Source organism: Mycoplasma sp. 4423 (assembly GCF_054353855.1).
This window is the reverse complement of record NZ_JBTHHJ010000018.1, coordinates 1-23184: the sequence shown is the minus strand read 5'-3', so window position 1 is coordinate 23184 and position 23184 is coordinate 1. Positions and strand designations below refer to the sequence as shown.

Sequence of the window (23184 nt, the reverse complement as noted above, 5' to 3'; positions counted from 1 at the left end):
AGAGAGTTAAATAATCAAATAAAAAATCCCACTTAAGTGGGAAATGCAGGTAAAACAGACTTAAATGATTTTTGTTATACTAAACCTTTGTTCTTCAAGGTTTTTAAGGTTTTTGCACTTACCCGTAGTTGCATTTTTTGACCACCAATTGTTACTCTTACTTTTTGTAAGTTAACATTGAATTTTCTTTTTGAAGCATTCATAGCATGTGAACGTGTATTTCCTACCATTGGACCTACACCAGAAATTTGACATCTTCTTGACATAATAACCTTTCAATCAAATTATTTACGTATTTTTAATGCTTCAGTTATTTTTTTGTATTCATTAAAATCATTTTCTTTTAGGTGTTTTAATAATACTTTACGTTGTGAAATTTTTGCTAAGAATCCTCTTCTTGAATGGTTGTCTTTAGGGTTTTTTAAAAAGTGTGGTTTAAGTGATTCAATATCCTCGGTTAAAATTGCTATTTGCACAGATGCATTTCCTGTGTCTTTAGCATTCTTACCAAATTTTTTGATTAATTCAGCTTTTCTTGCTTTAGAAACCATAATAAACTCCTTTATATTATGTTTTATCCGAGCTAAAACTTCTTTATAACCCAGAGTAAAATTTATGTTCGCAATAAAATTGCTTGTTTATTATAACATATCCTATGATTTTAAAAAAATGTTTTTCGCATTAACATAGTCTTCTTCGGTAATCTGGTCTTCATCGTTTGAAACTATAAATCTTAGTTCTGAAATTATTTCTAGGACAACATTACCAACTATTCTTTCAATTGAATACATACTTTGTTTTTCAACTAATTTTAAAAATATTCAATTATCTTTTGTTTTGTGCATAATAATATGAAAACCAAAACCATTTGCATATAAAATCGCAATATACAAACCTGCTGGAATCACAATAACATTTTCCGGATAATGAAAACCTTTGTTATTTAATTCACCTGAAACAAGATAACCAAACGGAGAAACCATATTAAGAAAACGAAGCTTACCGTATGCTAAACCTTCTCTTAAAAGTTTTGTGCTTATTTTTACATTTTTAATTTTATATATTTCAACAACACAAACATTTGCATTAGGTAAAATATTTGCTATATCATCTGCTTTTCACTGTGCTTGATAACCAAATTTAAAGTCTTGACCAACTGCAATATTAACTTTTTTATCAGATGCTAATTTATGTAGGAATTCTGGTCCACTTAAGTGTCTTACATCATTAAAATGAAGCTCAATAATCGCATCAACATTCATTTTTGACATCATTAAATATCGATCGTTATCATTTTGATAAAGTTTTTCGTTGCGATATTTATAAATATCGTTACAACTAAAAGTCACAATAATTTTTCTACCTGGATTATTTGCTATTTGCTTATATAACTGATAGTGTCCTAGGTGAAAACTTTGAAAGGAACCAATAATAAAACTATCACCATCTTCAGCTTTAAAATCATCTAGTGTATAAATAATAAGTTTGTCCATTAGATTAAATGTAATTCTTTAAGTTTTAAATAAGCCCCATCAAATTCACAGTCTGCTGCTATATCTGAAGCTACAGTTTTAATTTTATCACTTGCTCGTTCCATTGCTACACCATAATACACATCCCGAAGCATCTCAAAATCATTTGCACTATCACCAAAAGCAATAACATTATCCATTGAATAACCTAAATGCTTAGTTAATTTTTTTAATGTTGTGCTTTTGGTTATATCAATTGGATTGATAAAAAAACCTCTTGATCACCTTGATGAAATTTCAACTTCCATTTTTGCATCTTTAATAAATTGTTCCATTTTCTGCGATAATTCATATGGTTTATCTGTGTTGATAGTTATAACATATAAATCACTATTACTTAATAAAGCTTCTTCATAGTTTAAATAATTTTCTTGAAAAGGACGAATAAATCATGAATCAATTGGAGTTTGTGGAGACTTATAAACTTTATCAAAATCAGTAATTAAAAATCCTTTTATTTGTGTTCCGAATGCATCGTATAACTTAACTACATCTACTTTTTTAAGGGTACTTTTGTATAAAAATTCTTGTTTTTTTACATCTCAAATAAATGCACCATTTGCACCAATAAAATAATCAACATATTTTAGTTGTTCAAAAAAATCTCCAATTGTAGCAAACTCACGAGCAGTTGCTAAAACACTTATAATATTATTTTCTTTAAGTTTTTTAAACATTGTTTTGATGTTTTTTGAAAATTTTGTATTTCCATTAGGTAAAATTGTTCCATCTACATCGAAAACTGCTATTTTTATTATATCCTTTAAATTTTTCATTTCATCCTTTCTAAAAATACTTTTTTAGGAAAAAATATTTTATTTCTTACTAGTCCTACTGATACAATTTGGTTTTGTGCATCAGATCACATTAAAATCCCATCATCATAATCACATTCAAACTCTCTACCATTAATTAAATATTTATACTCATTTTCTGTATATTTAAGTATATTATAATCAAATAAATTAAATATGGATATTTTCTGATGCTCTGTCGGCTTCAAATCATTAATATCTATATTACCTACTTTAATTCGTTTTAACTCTGTCATTATGCTGCTATTATTAAGTTGTTTTGCTATATCTTCTAATAAAACCCGAATATATGTACCATTTGAAACCAAAAAATAAATTGTGTATTCTTGATTTTCATAATCAAAGTCAAGTATTTTATAATCAATTACTTTAATTTTATGAGATTTCAATTCAATATCTATACCTTGTCTTGCTAAGTCGTATGCTCTGCGTCCTTTGATTCTTTTTGCACTATATTTAGGTGGAATTTGAAATTCTTGTGTACATATTATATAAACTGCTTGCTGTAAGTTATCTAAATTAACTTGTTTTACATTCTCTTTTTGGATATCACCATTTGAATCTAATGTATCAGAACTATAACCAAATTTTGCTTTAGCAATATATGCTTTATTTTTGTTAGAAATATAATCTAAAAGTTTAGTATCTGAATCAGTAGCAACAATCATTAAGCCACTTGCTAATTGATCTAAAATTCCACTATGTCCTATTTTCTTGACACCTAATTTCTTCCCTAAAGCTCTAATTTCACGATTTGAATAAACACCTGATTCTTTAAAAAATTTATAAAACATTTTCCCCTTTTATATTTGGATATTTTACTATATTTAAACTCATATATTTACATTTTCGATTTTTTTAAAATTTGGTCTTTATAATCTTATTTACAGCAAAAATTGCTCAAAAGTGCTATAATATAACACAATATGGATATGAAGCAGCAACAAAAACAACCAATTATTATTTTTTCAGGGCCAAGCGGAGTAGGAAAAGGAACAATTGAGCGATTGTTATTTGATTTTGACGAACTTAATCTTTCACTTTCCTGTTCGGCTACTACGCGGATGCCACGTAATGGTGAACTAAATGGAATACACTATTATTTTTTGGATGTTGAAACATTTCGCAATCACATACGAAGTCGTAAATTTGTTGAATTTTCATATCATTTAAACAACTATTATGGAACTTTATATTCTGAACTTGATAAAATACACAAAAAAAATAAAGTTCCTTTCCTAGAGATAGAAACTACGGGTGCAAAGCAAATAATATCTAAATTTTCTTCAGGTGAATTAGCAAAAAAATATAACTTAATTACCATCTTTGTATCCCCACCATCTATTAGTGATTTAAGAAAAAGAATTTTAGGTCGTGGAACTGAAAATTCACAGACTTTAAAGGAACGCCTTGCAAAATCAGAACTCGAACTTGCAGAATCACACATCTTTAGATACAAAGTAATAAACGACATTCCTGAAAGGGCAGCAGAAGAAATTCGATCAATTTTACATAGGGAGCTTATGCTTGATTAAATTTATATATATAAGTGATAAGGGTACGGTTAGAGAAAATAATGAAGATTGTGCAAAAATATTTGCAAAAGATAACTATTTTTTCGCATTACTTTCTGATGGTATGGGTGGTCATAAGTATGGTGATGTAGCATCTAATATAGTTATTAACTATTTAAGTTCTAATTTTGGTAGAAACTTTGTTTATACATCATCGATTCAAACTAAAAAATTTATTGAAGATTCTATTGCAACTGCTAAAAAAGAAATGAAAAAGATTGCTGCAAAAAACAAAGAAATGGAAAATATGGGTACCACTTTAGTAGGCTGCATCGGAATTCCTGAACATAGAAAAATTTTTATTTTTAATGTAGGTGATTCTCGATGCTATTTTTATTTGAATACCAAAAAACTTATAAAAGTAACAATAGATCAAAACCTTGCATCACAATGAAAAAAAAATGGATATGACTACCATAATAATAAGAACGAGAAATATGCTCGTTATTTAACAAGTGCAATAGGGCCTAATATTCCTACTACAATTGATATAACAGAAATTAAAGATAATGAATATGATTTGATCAATAAAATAATGCTCACATCTGATGGGGTCCATGAGTTTGTTGAACATATTGATTTGGAAGCTTGTTTATCAAAGGATGATAGTATATCGAATATAGCAAATGCTATATTAGATCAGGCAATTTTAAATTCATCAAATGATAATATGACTATTGCTTTATTGGAGTTAGATAATGAAAAATAAATTCGAAATTCCACAAAATTCTAAAGTACATCGCAGTTATATAATAGATAAAATTATCGGTGAAGGTGGTATGGGTACGGTTTTTTTAGTTCATTCTAAAAAAACTTCCGATATTAATAAATATGCACTCAAATACCGTAAAGTTGACGATAATGATACTAATAAAAAACGCTTTTGAAACGAAATTAACTTACTTCAAAAGATAAAGCATAAAAATATTCCAAAAATTTATGATTATGAATATAATGATACCGAGCAATATTATGTAATGGAATATATGGAAGGTGAAACATTAGCAAAACTTCTTAAAGATTCACATGTTTTTGTTATCAAGAGAGCTAATAATTATATGAAACAACTTGCTGAAACAATTGAAGAATTACATGCACATAATATTATCCATCGCGATATCAAACCAGAAAATATCATCATTTCTTCTTCACACCATCTAAAAATATTGGATTTTGGTATATCAGTTACCAACGAAACACAAAATTTGACAAAAGCGCATTCGTTAATTTGTTCACCTTATTATGCAGCACCTGAGTTATCAAATGGTAGTAAAAACATTACTCCTGCTGTTGACATATATGCTCTTGGTGTTTTATACTTTCAAATGCTTACTGGACAACTACCATTTCGTGGCGATAATGCTGTAAATACAATAATGATGCATCAAAAAGATGCTTTCCCTGATATACGTCGCTTTAAGCATGATGTCCCAAATTCAATTGTAAATATTATCACTAAATCAACAGCAAAAGATCCAAAAGGTAGATACAAGACAATGAATGAGTTTAAAAAGGCGATAATTAAGTCTACAAGGAATGAAAATAAAATCGAACAACTTATTTCACCAAAAACAATGAAACCCAGAAAAACAGTTGCAGAAGTTGTTAGATCTCCGCTTTTTTTAGGTACTAGTATATTATTTTTAATAGTTGTGATAGTTATTTTTGCTGTTGTTTTTAAGGTAAATAACTTTATTTAATTATGAAACAAATCTATAAAATTTTTGAAGCAGTTTCAGGTATTTATAAACTTGTAAACAAGCAACAAGTTATAAAAGTTCCTGCTGCAGGTAAGTTGCGGTTTTTACAAAAAACTCCTGTTGTCGGTGATAATGTAATAATGGAAAATAATCAGATTGTTGAAATTTTAGACCGTCAAAACTTTTTTATTCGTCCTAAGGTTGCTAATGTTGATCAAATTTTTATTTTTATGTCGATAAAACAACCTAAATTTTCAAGTTTTTTGGTTGATAAATATATGGCGATTATTGAAGAAAAACAAATTGAACCAGTTTTATGTATTAGTAAAATTGATTTAGATGAAGAAAATGCTAGAAAATGAGAAAATAAATATCAAAACCTAGGTTATCATGTTATTTTAATAAACAACAATAGTCCAAATTATTTAAACAAAATCGAAGAAATTACAGCAAATAAGTATAATTTATTTATGGGTCAAAGTGGAGTTGGTAAAACTACTACATTAAATAATATCGGAAATTTTAATTATCAAACCCAGGAAATTTCTAAGGCATTAGGTAGAGGCAAACACACAACTAGATCTGTAAGTATAATCAAGATAAAAAAAGGCTGATTGATTGATACTCCAGGTTTTTCTTCATTGGATTTAAATCTAACACCAATTCAACTTGCTCACAGTTATAAATGTTTTTATAACTGATCGAAATTATGTAAATTTCGCAGTTGTTTACATCAAAATGAAGCAATAAATGATTGTGCAATAAAACAAAAACTTCGTGATGGGGTACTACCAGAATTTAGATATGAAAATTACATAAAATTGTTATCACAATTAAATGAGGGGAAATAATGAATAAATATGTTACACCAAGTTTATTAAATGTTGATGCTAAAAACAGACTTGAATTAGCTAATAAACTTGTAGATGCAGGAATTAAATGAATCCATTACGATGTAATGGATGGAAAATTTGTTGAAAATACCGCTATAGAGATTGATGAAATTGAAAATATTGCTAAGAATGGTAAAAAACATCTTAAGGATGTTCATTTAATGGTTGAAAATCCCTATGATTATGTTGAAAAAGTAAAAAACTTCGTTGATATCATTACTTTTCATTATGAAAGTATAATAGATGATTTAGATAAATTTGATGATTTTTTAGAAAGAAATTTTCATGAAATAAAAATTGGTTTGGCTATAAAACCGAGCACACCTGTGGATGTTTTGCTTCCATATATAGATCGTTTAGCACTTGTTTTAATTATGTCAGTTGAGCCAGGAAAAGGCGGACAAAAGTTTATTGAAACTTCTTTGGATAAAATTAAAAAATTAAAACTATATCGTCAAAAAGACTGTTTAGATTTTCTTATCCAAGTTGATGGCGGAATAAATAACATAACTGGACCTAAATCATTTAAATCTGGTGCAGATGCCTGTGTTGCCGGAACATATTTAGTAAATGAACCTACAAAAGAAAAAATACACAGTATCATCAAAGGATAATGTAATATAATATGAATATGAATGAAATCAAAACAAAAATATTAGAAAATTTAAAACGTTTATCCAAAAAGAAAGTTAATGAAAACGATGAAGTAAAATCATTAGAAATTGATTCGTTAGATTTAGCCGAACTTATCATTGATGCTGAAGATGAATTTGGTATTTCTATTTCAGATGAGGAGATATTGAATATTAAATTTGTTAGCGATATCACAAATTTAATAACTTCCAAAATACAAAATAAGTAAAGGTTTAAAATTGCTTATTTTGTATTTTTATATAAGGATTTTAAGACATATAAAATATTTTTATCTCTTTTGAAAAAGCAAAAAGAATATATTTCCTTAAAAAAACGCGAAAATTTAATTTTTTGCTTGAAAACTTATTTTTAATATTATAATTCTTATCGTAGTTAGTTATTAAATCTAACTACTTCAATATTATATTAAGGAGTTTTTATGACACGTTATTTTACAATTAATGTTTCATGTGCGTCATGTAAGTCACATATTGATAAAGTATTCAAAGAATACCCAGAAATTAAATATTCTGTTAATATTATGGAAAAAATGATTAAAATCGATGCTGATGAAGAAAAATATCCAGATGAGTTAATTGTTAAATTAGCAAAACAAGCAGGCTACGATGCTGAACCAAATTAAAAAATTTTTAAATTGATTATGGTTGCCTAAAACAAATCTATGAGTCCAAGCAGTTATATTCATTCCTTTCTTAATAATAATTATTTTACATATTATTGGTATCTCCCAAGGTGTAGGACATGATTTAATTGTGCAGGCTAAACAAACCTGAGTTTATTTAGTTTTAGGTATTTTAGCAACATTTTTAGTTTTTGTAGTATCTATAAAGTATTTTACAAACTATTACCGTTTGTTTAAAGGTGATGTTGGAATGGACTTGTTAATAGCCATCGGGGTTCATTTATCATACTTTTATTCACTTATTTTAACCATTATTACACTTGCTACACCAACCAAAGGTTATAATGTCTTAGAAATGTACTTTTGAGATGTACCGAGTGCATTATTGACCTTTATAGGAATTGGTCATTATTTAGAAGATAAATTAAAACGCAAGTCTAGTATTGGGATTAAAGAATTATTACAACTACAAAATCGTTTTGCTTTACTTGTACAACCCGATGGAAGCACTAAAAAAGTAAGCACTCGTTCTTTAAAAATTGGTGATCAAATTATTGTTCCTAAAGGACAAAATATTCCAGTTGATGCAGTTGTTTTAGAAAATACATCTGAATTAGATATGGCGTTTATCAACGGAGAACCACTTCCGAAAACAGTTGAACCTGGTGATTATGTTATTTCAGGTGCTAATAATATTACTACATCATTAAAATTACAAGTTCAAAAAACTATGGGTGAATCAACCTTAACAAAGATTATTGATAAACTTGAAAACATTGTAGATTCATCTTCAAAGATTCAGCGTCTTGCGGACCGGATTGTTAGATATTTCATCCCTGCTATTTTATCAATTGCACTAATTAGTTTTATCATTTGAACAGCAACACTTTACTCTATTAATAATTTCCCTAGTTATTTAGCAAAAGTTGATGGAGCAAATAATTCGGGTATATATTACGGAATCAAAATTGGTGTTACAGTTGTAGTTATTGCTTGTCCGTGTGCATTTGGGATTGCCGCTCCAGCAGCTATCTATGCAGCAAGTGGTTTGGCAAGCAAGAATAAAATCCTTTTTGCTTCGGCAGATGTTTATGAAAAACTCAAGAATGCAAAATATATTATTTTTGATAAAACTGGAACCTTGACACAAGGAAAACCAACTATCCAAAAAATTTTAGGTGATCAAAGTTATCAAAACATTGCTCAATCATTAGCTTCTAAATCACATCACCCACTTTCGCAAGTTATTGCTAACTATCAAAGTTTTAATGCAATTGAAATAACCAATGAACAAGAAATTCCAGGTTATGGTATCGTAGCAAATAGCAATGGAAAACAATATGAACTTGGTTCATACAAAAAGATGTTAGAAAAGAACTTTAACGATTTAGTAAACATCGAAAATTTTGAACCTTTTTCATATGTTGCATTAGCAGAAGATTCTAAAATTGTTATGATTTTTGCTCTTGGTGATACTTTAAAAGCTGATGCAAAAGATATGATTGCTAAATTCCACGAATTAGGTTTACATGTTGTTATAGCTTCTGGTGATAACCAAGAAGTTGTTAAAAAATTTGCATCTGATTTAGGAATTCATACTTTTTATGGACAATTAGAACCAGAACAAAAATTAGAATTAATTGAAGAATTTAAGAAAAAAGGTGAAACAATCTTTGTAGGTGATGGTTTAAATGATATTCTTGCGATAAAAACAGCGTCATTAGGAATTGCTTTTGCATCTGGTTCTGATCTAGTGAACTCTGCTGCTGATATATCTTTAATGACTAATGAACTGCAAGCTGTTTATCAAGCAATCTATTTAGCGAAGAAAACTTTAAAAGTTATTAAATTTAACTTCTTATGAGCTTTCTTCTTTAATTTATTGGCTATACCAGTTGCTATTAGTGGAATTTTATTCCCTTGATTAGCTGCTATAATTATGATTATATCAAACATTTTATTGCTTTCAAATACCTTGTATTTTAAAAATAGAACTGCAAAGAAATTAAAAGAAATGTCTGCTAATAATTTATCTATCGAATCAAAAGACTAACATTTGTTAGTTTTTTGATTCGATTCATTTCATTAGTTTGTTTAAAAATTAAGTTATAATAATATTCCAAATATCAAAGGAAGATATGAAATCTATAGATAAAACACTTACATTTATCGATTTGTTTGCTGGAATAGGTGGCATCAGAAAAGCATTTGAAGATGATGATACCAAATGCGTATTTAGTTGCGAGTGAGATAAATTTGCTGCTAAGACATATTTTGCTAACTATAATGAAATTCCATTTGGTGATATTAGAAAAATAAACGAAAAAAATATTCCAAATCACGATATTCTTTTAGCAGGTTTTCCTTGTCAACCTTTTAGTCACATCGGAAAAAGACAAGGTTTTACACATCAAAGTCAAGGAACATTATTTTTTGATATTCTTAGAATTTTAAAACACTCAAAACCTAAGATGTTTTTACTTGAAAATGTCAAAGGATTATTAACAAATGATAAAGGTAGAACCTTTAAGATAATTTTGCAAAGTTTAAACGATCTTGAATACAAGACTTTTTATAAGATACTTGATGCACAAAATTTTGGTTTACCACAAAGACGTGAGAGAATAATTATTGTAGGTTTTAGAAAAGATTTAAATGTTAATAATTTTGAGATTCCAGAAGGAGACAAAGAAGTTAGAATACCGATTAGTGATATTCTTGAGAGAAGCCCGAATGGTTATTCAGTCACAGAACACTTACAGAAAAATTATTTATTTAAAGTAGATGATGGAAAACCGCAGATAGTAGACTTTGATAGCAATATCCAAGTTAATACATTATGTGCAAGTTATCATAAAATCCAAAGGCTTACAAATACATTTATAAAAGATGGAAAAACTGGTCTTAGAATGTATAGCGAATTAGAATTAAAGAGATTAATGGGGTTTCCTGATAATTTTATTGTCCCTGTATCAAGGACACAAATGTATAGACAATTTGGTAATTCTGTAGCAATTCCAATGATTAAAGCAGTTGCTGATGCAATGAAGAAAGTTATAAAAAGGTAATTTATATTTCTGAAATAATTTTACATTTTAATTGTATTGCTTTACCTTTCTTCTTAGATGGATATGTTCATAAAAAATGTGTGCCAAAATGTCCACAAATATTGTGTTTATCTAGTAAATCTATATATTCATCGATTGTATAAAAATAAATCATAGATGTATTATTATCAAAAGTTAAAATATGACTTGATCATTGTTTATTTAGAAACGCATTACCACAAACCCCACCTATTACTCATTTTGCTAATTTTTCTTTCAATGGTTTTAATATTGATGTTAATCTTCTTTTATTATCTTCGCCAAAGCTAGACAATGTTGGATTTTCTTGAAATATCTGTAATAGATTCTTTAACTCTTTATTTTGTGGACTTAGCACACTCACGAACGATTCTGCTTTATATTCATGTACAGTAACATTTTTTGCACTAGTTCTTTTGCAGTTTATAGTTAAAATTATAGACTCATTATTTAATTTGTTTATCTTCAGAATAATGTCAGTTTTAGGTTTTCCACCAGATGGTAATTTACCTATTTCAGATTCGTTAGATGTTGCATCTATAAATTTGATTTCTTCTGGTTTGATATCTATCTTGCTAATAATCTTATAAAAATATGGATAATTTAGTCCTGTAATTGTTTTATCTTTTTCTTTATATTTCTTTAAATTATCTGAATTACTTAATATTAATGAAATAATTTTTTCAAATGTTAATCCTTGCATATTCTTTTTAAAACCATCATTATAATCAAATAATGCTTTTTGTTCTATCTGTTTATAAAGATTGCTTTGATTCAATATTTCGTTAATAGCTGTCACTTCTTCTTTGAGAATATATTTGTTGTTTTGTCGAGCAAAGAGAAAACTTTCTTTCTCATCCACATCGTCTGAATATATTAAAAATGCTTTTTCAACTTGTTTATTTATTTCTTTTATATTAAATGCATCTTATTGTTGACCCTTTATTCTATCACTTCTCATTGATGTTGTAGAAAATATTATCCATTCTTTGTCATCAAGAAATTTTATAATAAACGGTTCATAAAACTGTTCGTTATTAATATAGCCTTCTTTACCGATTCTATAATTTACACGAAAACTCTTTATATAATTATTATTTTTACAAAAATTTAACAAATCAATTATGCTCTTCTGAGCATTATGACCATGTTTACTCTTATCTTTATTTGAAAACGACATATAACAACCTCTTTTATAAAGATTCAAATTTCTTTGTTTTATTATATCAATTTGAATAAATATAGATAGAAAAATCTAAAATAACTAATTTATATTTTGCTTATTTATGGTATAATAAAAAATATTAGGAGTATAGTTCAACGGTAGAACAACGGGCTTCAACCCCGTGTGTTGTGGGTTCGAATCCTGCTACTCCTGCCATTTTTTTATATCTTGAAATTATTGCAAAACTTGTATAATAAGCATATGAAGAAATTATACAAATTTGGTTTTATCGGGACTGGTGCTTGGGGTAGTGCTTTAGCAAATGTGCTTTCAGAAAATGGACATAATGTTATTATGTATGGTATTGATAAAGTCGAAGTGGATGATATTAATAACGGGTATAATCAAAAATATTTTTGATCTTTACCTTTTTATGCACCAGATAAGGTAAGGGCGACACTTGATTTTGATGAAGTAGTATTAAATAGTGAAAATATTGTTTTAGCAGTTCCGGCTAACACTTTAAAAGGGATTTTAAAACAAATGCATCATAGTTTAAAAAACCGTAAAGTAAATATCATTAATCTGTCAAAAGGAATTGAAAGTGTTTCAGAAATGTTTTTTAGTGACTTTATCCAACATCGTTTTAAGAGAAATCTTAAGAACTTAGTTTCTTTAGTAGGACCTTCGTTTGCTATTGAAGTATTTCAAAAGGAAGTAACTATTATTAACATCTTAGGAACTAACAGTGATTATTGTCAAGAAATTATGAGTTATTTTAATAATCGGTATTTTCAACTTCGTCATCAAAAAAACGTCCTTGGAAGCGAGTTATTCAGTGCTTTGAAAAATGTTTTAGCTATCGGTTTGGGAATTTTATCAAACCACACTAATAGCAACAATACTGTTGCTGCGATTATAACAATCGGGGTGAATGAAATATTAGATATATATAAGGTTATCTCAGGAAATGATGATGTTAAAATGGGATTTGATTTTGCTGGTATTGGTGATGTTTTCTTAACCTGTAATTCTTCTAAGAGCCGTAATTATATGTTCGGTAATCAAATTTCCGAATTTGGTATCAGCAAAGCACTTGAAAATAATTCAAAAACCATCGAAGGATATCAAACTGCTAAAATACTTGCTAAGATGCTTAAAGAAAAGCAAATTGAAACCAAATTATTTCAAAGTATTATTGATATTCTCTTTAACAAAAAAGAACCTATATTATTAACTGATTTTCTTGTTAATTAAAAACACCAGATATTTCTGGTGTTTAATTTATGCTTTTTTAAGACGACTTTCATATTTTTGTTTATATCAAGTTGTCTTTTTTAAACGATGGAGAAGAAGAACTTCTCCAATTTGTCATAATCCACCAAATAATCAGTAGACTTGCACGCCTACCGAAAATAGGACTGTAATTACAGCAAATACAATCACCATAATCTTTTGGGTACGTTCTGATTTCTTTAATGCTTGTGCTTCTGCTATGGTATTTCTTTGCTTAACACCCTTGCGATTCAATAGTTTTGGAAGCAACTGTGATAACACTTGAATAGCAATTGTTAGAATCAGAATTCAAGAATATATGAATTCTCCACTTAAAATCTTAGTTCATGAAACAGAAGCAAAATTTAATCCTAATCAAGTAGTTTGTTTTATTTGTGGAATTGCTTGAATTACACGCCACATCGCAAGGAAAACCGGTATAGTTAATAAGATGCTACCAAATTGGTCCAGTGGACTTATATTATATTTAGAATATAATGCTTGAATTTCTTGGTTTTTCTTCATTTTCATTGCTTTGTTTTTTTCAAAACCAACATATTTTGCTTCAATTGCTGCTTTTTTAGGACGAAGACTATCTTGAACACTTTGCATCATTTTAGATCTAAAGGTGATACCAAACATAGTTAAACGAGTAATAATTAAAGCTAAAATGATAACAATGATAGATCCTCAACCTTTTAAATCAGGAATACCTTTGCTTATTCCTTGTGTAATTGCAGAAAGTGGATATACTATAAATCCGTAAAATGGACCATATGCTCAAGCTTCACCTCAATTAGTTATTGCTTGACTTGGATAATCACCTTTAAAAGGTATATCAATATCTCTTCTTTTTTCTGATTTATTATCTTTATTCTGACGTTGTCCTAAATCATATAAAATATTTTGCTCAGGGTTATACTTAGTAGATGCAGTAGGTTCTGTAAAAACAGTACTTTTCCCTGTATCTTTATTAAAACTTTTAAAATCATCAGCATGTAAAAAACCTAATTGTGTAAGATATTGAGTCATTGTTGCTTGATAAACATCAATATAGAATTTTTCTGCTTGTGAAATTGGTATTCTTGGATTACTTTGTCCTTGTAATTTTTTTGCTAAGAATTCTAAATAATCACTAAATGACTGGTAATCTTTCAAAACATCCTTGTCTTTTTGTTTGTTTTCTGGTAAAACAGCATATTTATTAAAATTTGCGATAAATGTACTGTTTGGACCAAATGAAAAATTGTATAAGGTTTGGAGAACATCACGAGCAAATGCTAAATTAATAGTATTTTCTGTTAGTAAACCTGTATATTTTGGAACGGATTGTAAACCTGATAACCCTACTAAAATATAATTTCCATTTTCAACAGTAGGTATTTGTTTTTTAGAATCCTTTGTTTCTGGATGTGTAATTACCTGAACAAGTTGCTCATCTTTTTTTGATGCAAAAGTCAATAGGTATATATTAGTAATATCATTAGTATATTTGTATCTAGTTGAGTTACTTGCTTGAAATAAGAATCTTCCGTTTTTTGCTATTAAACTAATATTATTTTTATCAGGATTTGCAACAACGTTTTTATTTTTATCATCATAATCATATCCTAAGTTTTTTATCACTTTCGGATCATCGATAGCAAAAGTTGTATAATATTTTTTTATTTCTCCATATTCAGGTTTAGGATATTCTTTATGTGCTTCTTTAATACTTCCATCCTTTTGCGGTTCTTTAACAGTGTATGTATCATCTTTTGATCAAGAATCAGATGTTTGTTTTTTTAGTTTTTCAAGAATATCTGGATTGTTTACTAGAGTGTTTATATCAGGATTTATAGAAAGAGTTGCAAGTTCATAAGGAACGGTTTGTATTTTTCCATCTTTTGTAACATCTTTGTTGTCATTATCTTTGATGTTTATCTTTTGTTCTTTTGTGTCTTTTACAACAAAAGTATTTACACGTGGGGAAACTTCATCCTTGCTTGAGTAAAATTCAATACTATTTCCTACACTCGATGAATTTTTAAGAACGAATGATTGCACGCAACCTGTTACTGTTAAACCAAATAACAAAGTATATAAAACAATCTTAATTCATTTTCAAACTTTCTTTAGTGTATCTTGTTTTTTTTGTTGTTCCTTACCTTCTTGGTTGAAATAATTAAAATGATTTATTTTTTTCATTTTTCCTAAATTTCTCAAAGAGTTTAGCAATTGACTGCTTTTTAGTTGCATAATCATTTGCAATAAAATCTTTGCGAACAATTAACACAAAATCATAATTTAAATCATAAATCTTAATTTCATGAATAATTGCTTTAAGTTGTCTTTTATTATAATTACGACCGACTGCATTTTCAAATTTCTTTGGTACTGTAATACCTGCATGAAATGAAGAACTTTCTGCATAATAGATAACTAAATATTTATTAGAGACATATTTATTATTGTTAATTATTCTTTGAAAATCTCAGTTTTTTCTTAGTCGATATTGTTTTTTCATACAAATTATTATTTATCTGAAACTGTTAATCTTTTTCTACCTTTAGCTCTTCTTGCTGCTAAAACTTTTCTTCCATTTGCTGTTTTCATTCTAGCTCTAAAACCATGAACTTTGGCATGTTTACGTTTATTTGGTTGATATGTACGTTTGCTCATTCGTCCTCCTTTATAAATATATAATAAGCGTGAATAAATTATATAACAAATTTTTTTTTATCAAAGTAGCTTATTAAATAACAAAAACAACTATAATATAGCAGTAAAAATGGTATTTATCATATTATTAAAATCAATTAACAGTGTATAATTTACATGAATGTATGAGGTTTTATGTTAGATATAAAATATATAATTAGTAATGAAAATGAAGTTAAAAAACACCTAAAAAATCGTAGATTTGATATGCATTTTTTAGATGCTTTTTTAACTTTAGCAAAAAAACGCGGGCATATTATGTATGAAGCACAAAGTGCTAAAAGTAAATTAGCAGCAATTTCTAAGGAATTTGGTTTATATAAAAACAACCCCGAGAAACTTGCTCAAATTAAAAAAGAGATTCAAAAAATTAAACAACACCAAAGTTTATTAGACGAACAAAGTAATGAACTTATCGCAAAAATTACAAATATGCTGCTACAAATCCCTAATTTACCTACGAATGATGTCCCTGTAGGTAGAGATGAAAATGATAATGTAGTTATTGAGAAATTTGAAAACCTTGGTAGAGGACTTGTTTCAGATGTGTTGCCACACTATGAAATTGCGAAAAATTTAGATATCATCGATATTGAAAGAGCAGTTAAGTTATCTGGTTCAAGATATGTTATTTATAAAAATCAAGGAGCAAAGTTAGTTCGTGCATTAATTAATTTTATGCTTGATTTACATTTATCCAAAGGATATACAGAGTTTAACACACCAGTGATTGTTAAAGAAACTGCGTTATATGGAACAGGACAGTTACCAAAATTCCAAGAAGATTTATACAAAATTGAGGGTGTTAACGAATATCTAATCCCTACTGCTGAAGTTACATTAACTAATATTTATAATAATGAAATAATTAATCTTGACAAACCTTTTAAGGCGACAGCATATACTGAATGTTTTCGTTCTGAAGCAGGCAGTTCTGGAAAGGACACCAAAGGAATCTTGAGACAACATCAATTTAAGAAAATTGAATTAGTTAAAGTTGTTAATGCTGAATCTGCTTGAAATGAATATAATCAAACCGTTTTAGATGCAGCAGATGTACTAGAAAAACTCGAAATTCCTTATCAAAAAGTTCGCTTATGCACTGGTGATTTAGGTTTTTCAGCAAAAACCACAATTGATTTAGAACTTTGACTGCCATCAGAACAAAGATTTAGAGAAGTATCTAGCATAAGTTATTTTGGTGATTTTCAAGCTCGACGTGCGATGATTCGTTATAAAGATAATAATGGTAAAACAAATTATGCTCATACAATCAATGGTTCTGGTGTCGCTGTAGACCGTCTTATTGCTGCTATTTTAGAACAATACCAAAATCCTGATGGGAGTGTTTCGGTTCCAAAAGTTTTAATCCCTTATATGAGTGGAGTAGAAAAGATTGAAAAACAGAGTTAAAAAACCTTATGTATTTGCTTTTGATTTAGATGGAACCTTACTACAAAGCAATAATAAAGCACACATTGATACAATCAAGGCACTTAAAAAATCAAAAGAACACGGTCACATAAATGTAATTGCTACAGGGCGCGGAATCACTAAGACATTACCTCTTTTAGATTCAAAAGCAGTTGATCATATTGATTATTTAGTTTGTTCTAACGGAACTGCTCTATATGATATAAAAAATCAAAAAGCCTATATTTTAAATAGTTTAGATAAAGATATCTTTTATATAATGAGAGATATTGCTAGCAAGCATCAACTTATCATAACTGTTGATACACATAATTACAATGCTACCGCATTACCTAATAATCAAAAACCTCACTGAATTACAGATGCAAATATAATGGATATGAACATCTTAAATCAAATCAGCATCGAAAAAATGCAAGAAGTTATTGAAAATAAAGATGTCCAAATTGTACAAATAGCACTGCGTAATCCACTTAAAAGCGCTAAGGAAATTACGGATTTGACTAAGAAATTGCTTAAAGATTTTGAATGCAATATATATCTTACCAACTCAATATATACAGATGTAAATCCGATTAACACCTCCAAGTTAATCGGATTAGAATATTTGCTTAATTTACTAAATCTTACAACTAAAAACCTTGTCACCTTTGGTGATAGTGGAAATGATATTGATATGACGAAACATGCTTCTTTAGGAATAGCTATGGGTAATGCTACAGCAGATTTGAAAGATGTTGCAGCACACATCATTAATGACCATAACAGTGCAACAATTGGTGAATTTATTACTTCATTTTTAGCAGAATAAAAACAAGGTACTTCCTTGTTTTTATTCTGCTAACTTTTTTCTTCTTTGATAATCCATAAAACTAAAGATAAATTGAATACCAAATAAAATAAATGAAATAATTTGTCACACAATACCCCCAACAAATGCATATTTATGCATAGCTGTTGCTGGATTAGAGATGTTTAAAGCTCAGAAAATAATTCATACAGTATTATTTAATTCATAAACTAAAAACATATACGGTGAAACTCCTTCTCATGAATTTGTTTTAATTGAGAAAATCATCTGTGGGATAAATGCTAAGGTTGTAAAAGCAGGGAAAATAAATCCCATAACTGATTCGGTTTTTGGATCTCATAAATAAACAGGAGTTTTAAATGAATTTGTTATTTTTAGGGCAATAAAGATAAGAGCAATAATTCAAGTAATTACTATTGCACCCATTCCAAAATATTTTATACGACTATCAAACTCATCTTTATATTTATAAAGTAAGATAATCATAGTTCCGTATAAAAATACCCCGACTGTATTGGCTACAAAAGTGCTTAATAATTTTTCATTTCCAAGCGATGATCATATCAATCAAAGTAAAATTCCAATCTGAAAGACTCAAAATGAAAAGAAGTTTACATTTCCGGTTTTACGGGTTTTGATTTGGTTAATTAGTTGCGGGACACCTAGCGATGCAACCACTATGGCTGCAATTCAACTAAATGTATGAATTGATATTTCTAATGGATTCATAGTGCTATTATATAATAAAACACACTAATGTGTGTTTAAAATTTCTAATATTTTTTCTGTATCACTGTTACCTGAAATTTGTTGGTATGTATTAATTGCTACATCGTCTCCAAACAGCACCTGCAACACTTTATATGCAAGTTTTTCAGCAGCAAATGCAGATTTACCTGAAATAATATTCTTATCAATTACGATACTTTCATCATGATAATTAATACCTTTTCGAAATTCCCGACTTCATTGCGATGGGTATCCAGTGAAATCTTTCTTTTTAATTATTTGATGTTCTGCTAAAACATTAGGTGCATCACAAATAGCCGCCATATTTTTATCTTTATTAATTCATTCTTGTATTTTATCTAATGCATCCTTGTTTTCTCTAAGAGCTTGTGCTCCACGTCCACCTGGAATGAAAACAAAATCATATTCATCTAAATCTATGGTTTTGTCTATATTTTCAATTTTAGTAAAACCAAATTGTCCGCTTGCCTGAGTTAAAAACTTGTGATAAAAAGTTATTTTATCAAACATATTGGACTTTTTTCAAATTGATAACGGAGTCACAAGTTCAATATCATTAAAATTATCTTCAATAAAAACTAATAAATTCATTATTTTTTTCTCCTAATCATCTTGCGATATACTAAGTATAACATTCAAGCAAGCGGAATTAAAACAACTAAGATAAAAATGATAATATACAAAATTAATCATGCTTTATTTTCAGATTTCTTGCGATTTTGAATTAATTCTTTTAATTTCGCTGTTGCATCATCGCTTCCAAGTTGCAAATCAATATCTTGAATGCGTTTTTTATCATATAAAAGTACTGCTATTAATAAACCTGTTAATCCTAGTTGCACAACCAAGTCAATAATTAACATAGTTTTTACACTTCCAAAAGCTTTATCCAAAGCTTCTTGGAAGTTTATAGCAAGATAAAAATTAGTATGAACTCCTGATGCTTGTGAAGGTGGTGTGCCTATTTCTAATGTTTTTGCTGACCATAAACCAAAAACAATTAAATTAAATAAGACAAAATAAGTTGTAAAAAAGAAATAAATTCACTTTATGCGTAAGGCTTTTAAGGATAAATTTTTAAATGTTTCAACAAACATGCTGCTTGAAGCTGCATCACCATTTGCATATGATTGTCGAAAACTATTTTCAGTCTTTTTTCAACCTGAAATCCTTATCAATCCTTTTATAGTTAAAAAAGCTGATAATAAAAATAAAAATGAAAATACTACATATAAAGCAATCCCGGAATAAGGATCATCTAAAGATTTCAAAACAACAACCAAAATAATTGCCAAGACAGATAAACCCCAAATAACACCTCAAAAAATTGCACTAATTCTACGAATAAAAATTTCTTTTTTTATGATTTTCTGAGTTGCTGGATTTAGCAAACCTTTTGGATCACGATATTTAACTTCTTCTTTAATTTCACTTTTCGAATCCATTTGAAGTTGTACAGTTTTAGCAACTAATTCATCGGAATTATTTTTAGGTTTAAACATAATTAACCTTTATTTTTAGAAAAATCATATGTTGCGATAAAGTTAGTTAGTGCATCTACTGTTTTTCTAACATCAAATTTATTGCTACTATTTGGATCAACTTTTTCATATGCACTTGATATAAATGCATTTAAATCTTTTTTGGCATCCGAATTTATTTTATCAATTATCTTTTGAGCAAATGCTAGTTGTGTCTGGGCTGCTTTATCTAAATTAGGTGAAACATATTGTTCATAAATATTTTTTAAATTCTCTTCGTTTGTTATATAGTTTGTAGCAATTTCTTTTTTCTTTTGATCATTTGCTATATTATATTCAACCTGTTTAGTCTTAACTGCTTTTATGATATCATCAGTTAACTTTTTATCAAAATTTTTGGTTAGAAAATCAAGTGAATTATTTTCTCTAACCTTATTCAAAAATGTTTTTCTAAGTCTTTCATCATTTATAATTGGAACTAATTTATTTGCAACTTCTTTAATTTTCTCTTGATCTTTTGATGTAATTTGATCAGGTGCTTTTTCTAAGATTTTTTGAATATCTCCTTGGCTGCTAAATTCTGATGCAAGGTCTAAGATATTAATAATTTTTGGAACTAAGCCACCGTAACTTTCACCTTTTCCACCGGTCATCAAATAAACTGAAAACTTGGATGCTTTAGATACTGATGAATTTTCAGGAGTAGATGAAGAAAGTACATTAGCAAATAATAAGGTTCCTGGTATCCCGACTATCATATTTCCTAATCCACCTGCTAAAAAACGAATTAAAAAATGTTTTTTGGTCTTTCTTGTTTAATTTTTTTGTATTTTTTACGCGAATAAAAAATATGAATAAAGAAGATAATAACAACTCCTAAGAACCTTACAACTCAATATGATATCAATGCAACAAGAGTAGCAAGCAGTGGAATAAATCTGCGAATATCTGAATCATCTATTTTTTTTGTAGCAACCGTTACACTAACTATAGAAGCAATTATCGATAAAATAATCGCAGTTATTTTAACAGGAATATATTTTCAGTTATATAAAAAACCAAAACCAAATGAAATAATAATTAGAGCAGCAACCATAACTGGGATTCATACACTACCATCGACTGATTTTAATGCATCTGATATTTTTCTTAAAAAATCAGGGATTTGTTCTTTTGCATTATTTTGTTCTTGAAAATGTAAAATTAAATTTGTTTGCAGCATCTTATCCTTTAAATATATATTGCTTTATTCTTCTTTTTGTGTGGTTGTTTCTTATCAATTCGATCAATAAATAGCATTCCATTAAGATGATCTAGTTCGTGTTGAAAAACAATTGCTAAATAACCTGATACTTCATATCTTAATTGCTTTCGCTCAAAATAACTATATGCTTCTACAACAACTTTGTTGCTCCGATGTACTAATCCATCTTGATTTGGAATACTTTCATCAACACTTAAGCAACCTTCACCTGATTCTATAGCAATTTTTTTATCACTTTTTACCAGTACCTTAGGATTAAACAACACATCCTTAAATATTGTTTTTTCTTCACCATCTTTTACATGTACATAAAAAACATTTTTTAATATCCCATATTGTACTGCTGCTACACCTACTCCAGGACGGAATTTAGTATCCGGACTTTGGCTATCATCAATATGATAAATCATTGATTCGGCAAGTTTAATATCCTCATCTGTTAATGGGATCGGAACATTATGTGATTTTTTACGCAAAATAGGATCTGGAAGTTGCACTATATTTATCTCAAATTGTTTTTTTTCTTTCATTTTTATATTATATAATTATTTATAATTATTTGAAAATATTTATATTGCTATGAAAGGGAATAATGGTAGCATTTTTAAGTATCTTAACAAATATAGTCTTTTTTATTTTAGGTTATCTAGTTGGTTCATTAAATACAACAATTATTATCGGTAAAAAATTCTATAAAGTCGATGTTCGCGATTATCACTCGGGTAATGCAGGTTCAACAAATGCAAAAAGGGTTTTGGGTAAAAAAGCAGCTCAAATTATTTTATGAATCGATGGATTAAAAACCTTAGCAATTGTTGCAATTGCATATGGGATAACCTATGCTATAAATCATGATATTACTTTTAGATTAGGTCATCAAAGTAATTTTGCAGATGTAAGTTATATAAAAGAAACTTTATACATCTTTCCTTCGTTTGCTGGTTTAGGAACAGTAATCGGGCATATTTGACCTATTTTCTTTGGTTTTCGTGGTGGAAAAGGGGTTGCTACTATTTTAGGATTAGCAACATCAATAAATATTATTTTACTTCCTATATTTGTAATATTATATTTTTTAGTAATTTATATATGAAAATATGTTTCATTAGGTAGTGTATTATCAGCAAGCATCACAGGTTTTTTTGCACTAATTCCTTGGATTTCAACTGGTATTTTAGGAACCTTAAATGCTACTAGTGATTCTTTATTCTTTATAGTTTATATTATTTATTTTGTTGCATTATTATTTGTTATATATGCTCATTATGATAACTTTTTAAGAATTCATAATAAAACTGAGCGCAAAGTTTCTTTTAAGAAACATAACAGTAAGTAAAAAAACTTTCTTAATCTATATGATAGAGAAGAAAGTTCCCAAAATGCAATCTAAAAAGCTACACTATAAAAATTAGACTATTGTGTAGCTTT

The 23184-nt window shown here is 28.2% G+C and carries 29 protein-coding genes and 1 tRNA gene; 14 read left to right on the top strand and 16 right to left on the bottom strand.

Translation table 4 applies throughout. The features are described from left to right. Window positions 1-74: 74 nt before the first annotated feature. From rpmB to truB, 5 genes are all read right to left on the bottom strand, one after another. Window positions 75-266 (bottom strand): 50S ribosomal protein L28, encoded by a 192-nt coding sequence (gene rpmB / locus ACXYRN_RS03730; protein WP_458597873.1) that lies wholly within the window; start codon window positions 264-266, stop codon window positions 75-77. 18 nt (window positions 267-284) lie between these two features. Continuing rightward, window positions 285-551 carry a 30S ribosomal protein S15 gene (gene rpsO, locus ACXYRN_RS03725; protein ID WP_435129263.1) on the bottom strand — a complete coding sequence of 89 codons (267 nt, stop codon included), beginning with the start codon at window positions 549-551 and terminating at the stop codon, window positions 285-287. Between the two features lie 102 nt (window positions 552-653). Then, window positions 654-1493, bottom strand: a complete 840-nt coding sequence (locus ACXYRN_RS03720; protein WP_458607712.1) for an FAD synthase — start codon at window positions 1491-1493, stop codon at window positions 654-656. Continuing rightward, complete coding sequence (locus ACXYRN_RS03715) at window positions 1493-2308, bottom strand: YcsE-related riboflavin metabolism phosphatase (RefSeq protein WP_458607711.1); 816 nt, start codon at window positions 2306-2308, stop codon at window positions 1493-1495. The genes ACXYRN_RS03720 and ACXYRN_RS03715 overlap by 1 nt, the downstream gene beginning before the upstream one ends. Further along, on the bottom strand, window positions 2296-3141 hold the full coding sequence (truB, locus tag ACXYRN_RS03710) for a tRNA pseudouridine(55) synthase TruB (protein ID WP_458607710.1): 846 nt from the start codon (window positions 3139-3141) through the stop codon (window positions 2296-2298). The genes ACXYRN_RS03715 and truB overlap by 13 nt, the downstream gene beginning before the upstream one ends. Window positions 3142-3279: 138 nt before the next feature. Between truB and gmk the strand changes: the two genes are divergently transcribed. The 9 genes from gmk (at window position 3280) to dcm (ending at window position 10858) form a co-directional block, all read left to right on the top strand. Then, complete coding sequence (gene gmk, locus ACXYRN_RS03705; RefSeq protein WP_458607709.1) at window positions 3280-3882, top strand: guanylate kinase; 603 nt, start codon at window positions 3280-3282, stop codon at window positions 3880-3882. Then, window positions 3875-4630, top strand: a complete 756-nt coding sequence (locus ACXYRN_RS03700) for a PP2C family protein-serine/threonine phosphatase (protein WP_458607708.1) — start codon at window positions 3875-3877, stop codon at window positions 4628-4630. Before gmk ends, ACXYRN_RS03700 begins: the two co-directional genes overlap by 8 nt. Continuing rightward, window positions 4620-5621, top strand: a complete 1002-nt coding sequence (locus ACXYRN_RS03695) for a serine/threonine protein kinase (RefSeq protein WP_458597884.1) — start codon at window positions 4620-4622, stop codon at window positions 5619-5621. The genes ACXYRN_RS03700 and ACXYRN_RS03695 overlap by 11 nt, the downstream gene beginning before the upstream one ends. A gap of 2 nt (window positions 5622-5623) precedes the next feature. Beyond that, on the top strand, window positions 5624-6472 hold the full coding sequence (gene rsgA, locus ACXYRN_RS03690) for a ribosome small subunit-dependent GTPase A (protein ID WP_458607707.1): 849 nt from the start codon (window positions 5624-5626) through the stop codon (window positions 6470-6472). Beyond that, window positions 6472-7128: a ribulose-phosphate 3-epimerase gene (locus tag ACXYRN_RS03685; RefSeq protein WP_458607706.1), complete on the top strand. Its 657-nt coding sequence runs from the start codon at window positions 6472-6474 to the stop codon at window positions 7126-7128. Before rsgA ends, ACXYRN_RS03685 begins: the two co-directional genes overlap by 1 nt. 17 nt (window positions 7129-7145) lie before the next feature. Continuing rightward, complete coding sequence (locus ACXYRN_RS03680) at window positions 7146-7376, top strand: phosphopantetheine-binding protein (protein WP_458597890.1); 231 nt, start codon at window positions 7146-7148, stop codon at window positions 7374-7376. Window positions 7377-7586: 210 nt separating this feature from the next. Next, a complete protein-coding gene (locus tag ACXYRN_RS03675; RefSeq protein WP_435129234.1) occupies window positions 7587-7790 on the top strand; it encodes a cation transporter in 204 nt (67 codons plus the stop codon). Beyond that, the gene (locus ACXYRN_RS03670) at window positions 7774-9843 is read left to right on the top strand and encodes a heavy metal translocating P-type ATPase (protein WP_458607705.1); all 2070 of its coding nucleotides are present in this window, start codon (window positions 7774-7776) and stop codon (window positions 9841-9843) included. The genes ACXYRN_RS03675 and ACXYRN_RS03670 overlap by 17 nt, the downstream gene beginning before the upstream one ends. 85 nt (window positions 9844-9928) lie before the next feature. Next, window positions 9929-10858, top strand: coding sequence for a DNA (cytosine-5-)-methyltransferase (gene dcm / locus ACXYRN_RS03665; protein ID WP_435129222.1), 930 nt, complete (start codon window positions 9929-9931; stop codon window positions 10856-10858). Window position 10859: 1 nt separating this feature from the next. On the opposite strand, the gene ACXYRN_RS03660 is transcribed toward dcm, so the two are convergent. Together ACXYRN_RS03660 and ACXYRN_RS03655 are read right to left on the bottom strand one after the other, a co-directional pair. Then, window positions 10860-11738 carry an MspI family type II restriction endonuclease gene (locus ACXYRN_RS03660; protein ID WP_458607704.1) on the bottom strand — a complete coding sequence of 293 codons (879 nt, stop codon included), beginning with the start codon at window positions 11736-11738 and terminating at the stop codon, window positions 10860-10862. A 66-nt stretch (window positions 11739-11804) separates the two neighbouring features. Next, complete coding sequence (locus ACXYRN_RS03655) at window positions 11805-12056, bottom strand: hypothetical protein (RefSeq protein WP_458607703.1); 252 nt, start codon at window positions 12054-12056, stop codon at window positions 11805-11807. Between the two features lie 126 nt (window positions 12057-12182). On the opposite strand from ACXYRN_RS03655, the gene ACXYRN_RS03650 reads away from it, so the two are divergent. Continuing rightward, a tRNA-Trp gene (locus tag ACXYRN_RS03650) sits at window positions 12183-12257 on the top strand. 45 nt (window positions 12258-12302) lie between these two features. After that, the gene (locus ACXYRN_RS03645) at window positions 12303-13298 is read left to right on the top strand and encodes an NAD(P)H-dependent glycerol-3-phosphate dehydrogenase (protein ID WP_458597896.1); all 996 of its coding nucleotides are present in this window, start codon (window positions 12303-12305) and stop codon (window positions 13296-13298) included. Between the two features lie 27 nt (window positions 13299-13325). Here the strand turns inward: ACXYRN_RS03645 and yidC are convergent, their stop codons facing one another. Genes yidC through rpmH form a run of 3 tightly spaced genes read right to left on the bottom strand, consistent with a single transcriptional unit; the run spans window position 13326 to window position 15977 of the window. After that, complete coding sequence (yidC, locus tag ACXYRN_RS03640; RefSeq protein WP_458607702.1) at window positions 13326-15503, bottom strand: membrane protein insertase YidC; 2178 nt, start codon at window positions 15501-15503, stop codon at window positions 13326-13328. Next, window positions 15481-15822: a ribonuclease P protein component gene (rnpA, locus tag ACXYRN_RS03635; RefSeq protein WP_458607701.1), complete on the bottom strand. Its 342-nt coding sequence runs from the start codon at window positions 15820-15822 to the stop codon at window positions 15481-15483. Before rnpA ends, yidC begins: the two co-directional genes overlap by 23 nt. Before the next feature lie 8 nt (window positions 15823-15830). Then, window positions 15831-15977: a 50S ribosomal protein L34 gene (gene rpmH, locus ACXYRN_RS03630; RefSeq protein WP_004794083.1), complete on the bottom strand. Its 147-nt coding sequence runs from the start codon at window positions 15975-15977 to the stop codon at window positions 15831-15833. Between the two features lie 174 nt (window positions 15978-16151). On the opposite strand from rpmH, the gene serS reads away from it, so the two are divergent. Further along, entirely contained in the window at window positions 16152-17429 is a 1278-nt protein-coding gene (serS, locus tag ACXYRN_RS03625; protein ID WP_458607700.1) for a serine--tRNA ligase, read from the top strand. Beyond that, window positions 17413-18261, top strand: a complete 849-nt coding sequence (locus ACXYRN_RS03620) for an HAD-IIB family hydrolase (RefSeq protein WP_458607699.1) — start codon at window positions 17413-17415, stop codon at window positions 18259-18261. Before serS ends, ACXYRN_RS03620 begins: the two co-directional genes overlap by 17 nt. Window positions 18262-18282: 21 nt before the next feature. Here ACXYRN_RS03620 and ACXYRN_RS03615 read toward each other — a convergent pair whose 3' ends face one another. Genes ACXYRN_RS03615 through def form a run of 6 tightly spaced genes read right to left on the bottom strand, consistent with a single transcriptional unit; the run spans window position 18283 to window position 22286 of the window. Further along, on the bottom strand, window positions 18283-18990 hold the full coding sequence (locus ACXYRN_RS03615) for a PQ-loop domain-containing transporter (RefSeq protein WP_458607698.1): 708 nt from the start codon (window positions 18988-18990) through the stop codon (window positions 18283-18285). A gap of 24 nt (window positions 18991-19014) precedes the next feature. Continuing rightward, window positions 19015-19602, bottom strand: coding sequence for a DJ-1/PfpI family protein (locus tag ACXYRN_RS03610; RefSeq protein ID WP_458607697.1), 588 nt, complete (start codon window positions 19600-19602; stop codon window positions 19015-19017). Then, a complete protein-coding gene (locus tag ACXYRN_RS03605; RefSeq protein ID WP_458607696.1) occupies window positions 19602-20513 on the bottom strand; it encodes an MSC_0882 family membrane protein in 912 nt (303 codons plus the stop codon). Before ACXYRN_RS03605 ends, ACXYRN_RS03610 begins: the two co-directional genes overlap by 1 nt. 2 nt (window positions 20514-20515) lie before the next feature. After that, the gene (locus ACXYRN_RS03600; RefSeq protein WP_458607695.1) at window positions 20516-21250 is read right to left on the bottom strand and encodes a hypothetical protein; all 735 of its coding nucleotides are present in this window, start codon (window positions 21248-21250) and stop codon (window positions 20516-20518) included. 29 nt (window positions 21251-21279) lie between these two features. Further along, on the bottom strand, window positions 21280-21714 hold the full coding sequence (locus tag ACXYRN_RS03595) for a hypothetical protein (RefSeq protein WP_458607694.1): 435 nt from the start codon (window positions 21712-21714) through the stop codon (window positions 21280-21282). A gap of 8 nt (window positions 21715-21722) precedes the next feature. Continuing rightward, window positions 21723-22286, bottom strand: coding sequence for a peptide deformylase (def, locus tag ACXYRN_RS03590; protein WP_458607693.1), 564 nt, complete (start codon window positions 22284-22286; stop codon window positions 21723-21725). 62 nt (window positions 22287-22348) lie between these two features. Between def and plsY the strand changes: the two genes are divergently transcribed. Then, window positions 22349-23092 carry a glycerol-3-phosphate 1-O-acyltransferase PlsY gene (plsY, locus tag ACXYRN_RS03585; protein ID WP_458607692.1) on the top strand — a complete coding sequence of 248 codons (744 nt, stop codon included), beginning with the start codon at window positions 22349-22351 and terminating at the stop codon, window positions 23090-23092. Window positions 23093-23184: the final 92 nt, after the last annotated feature.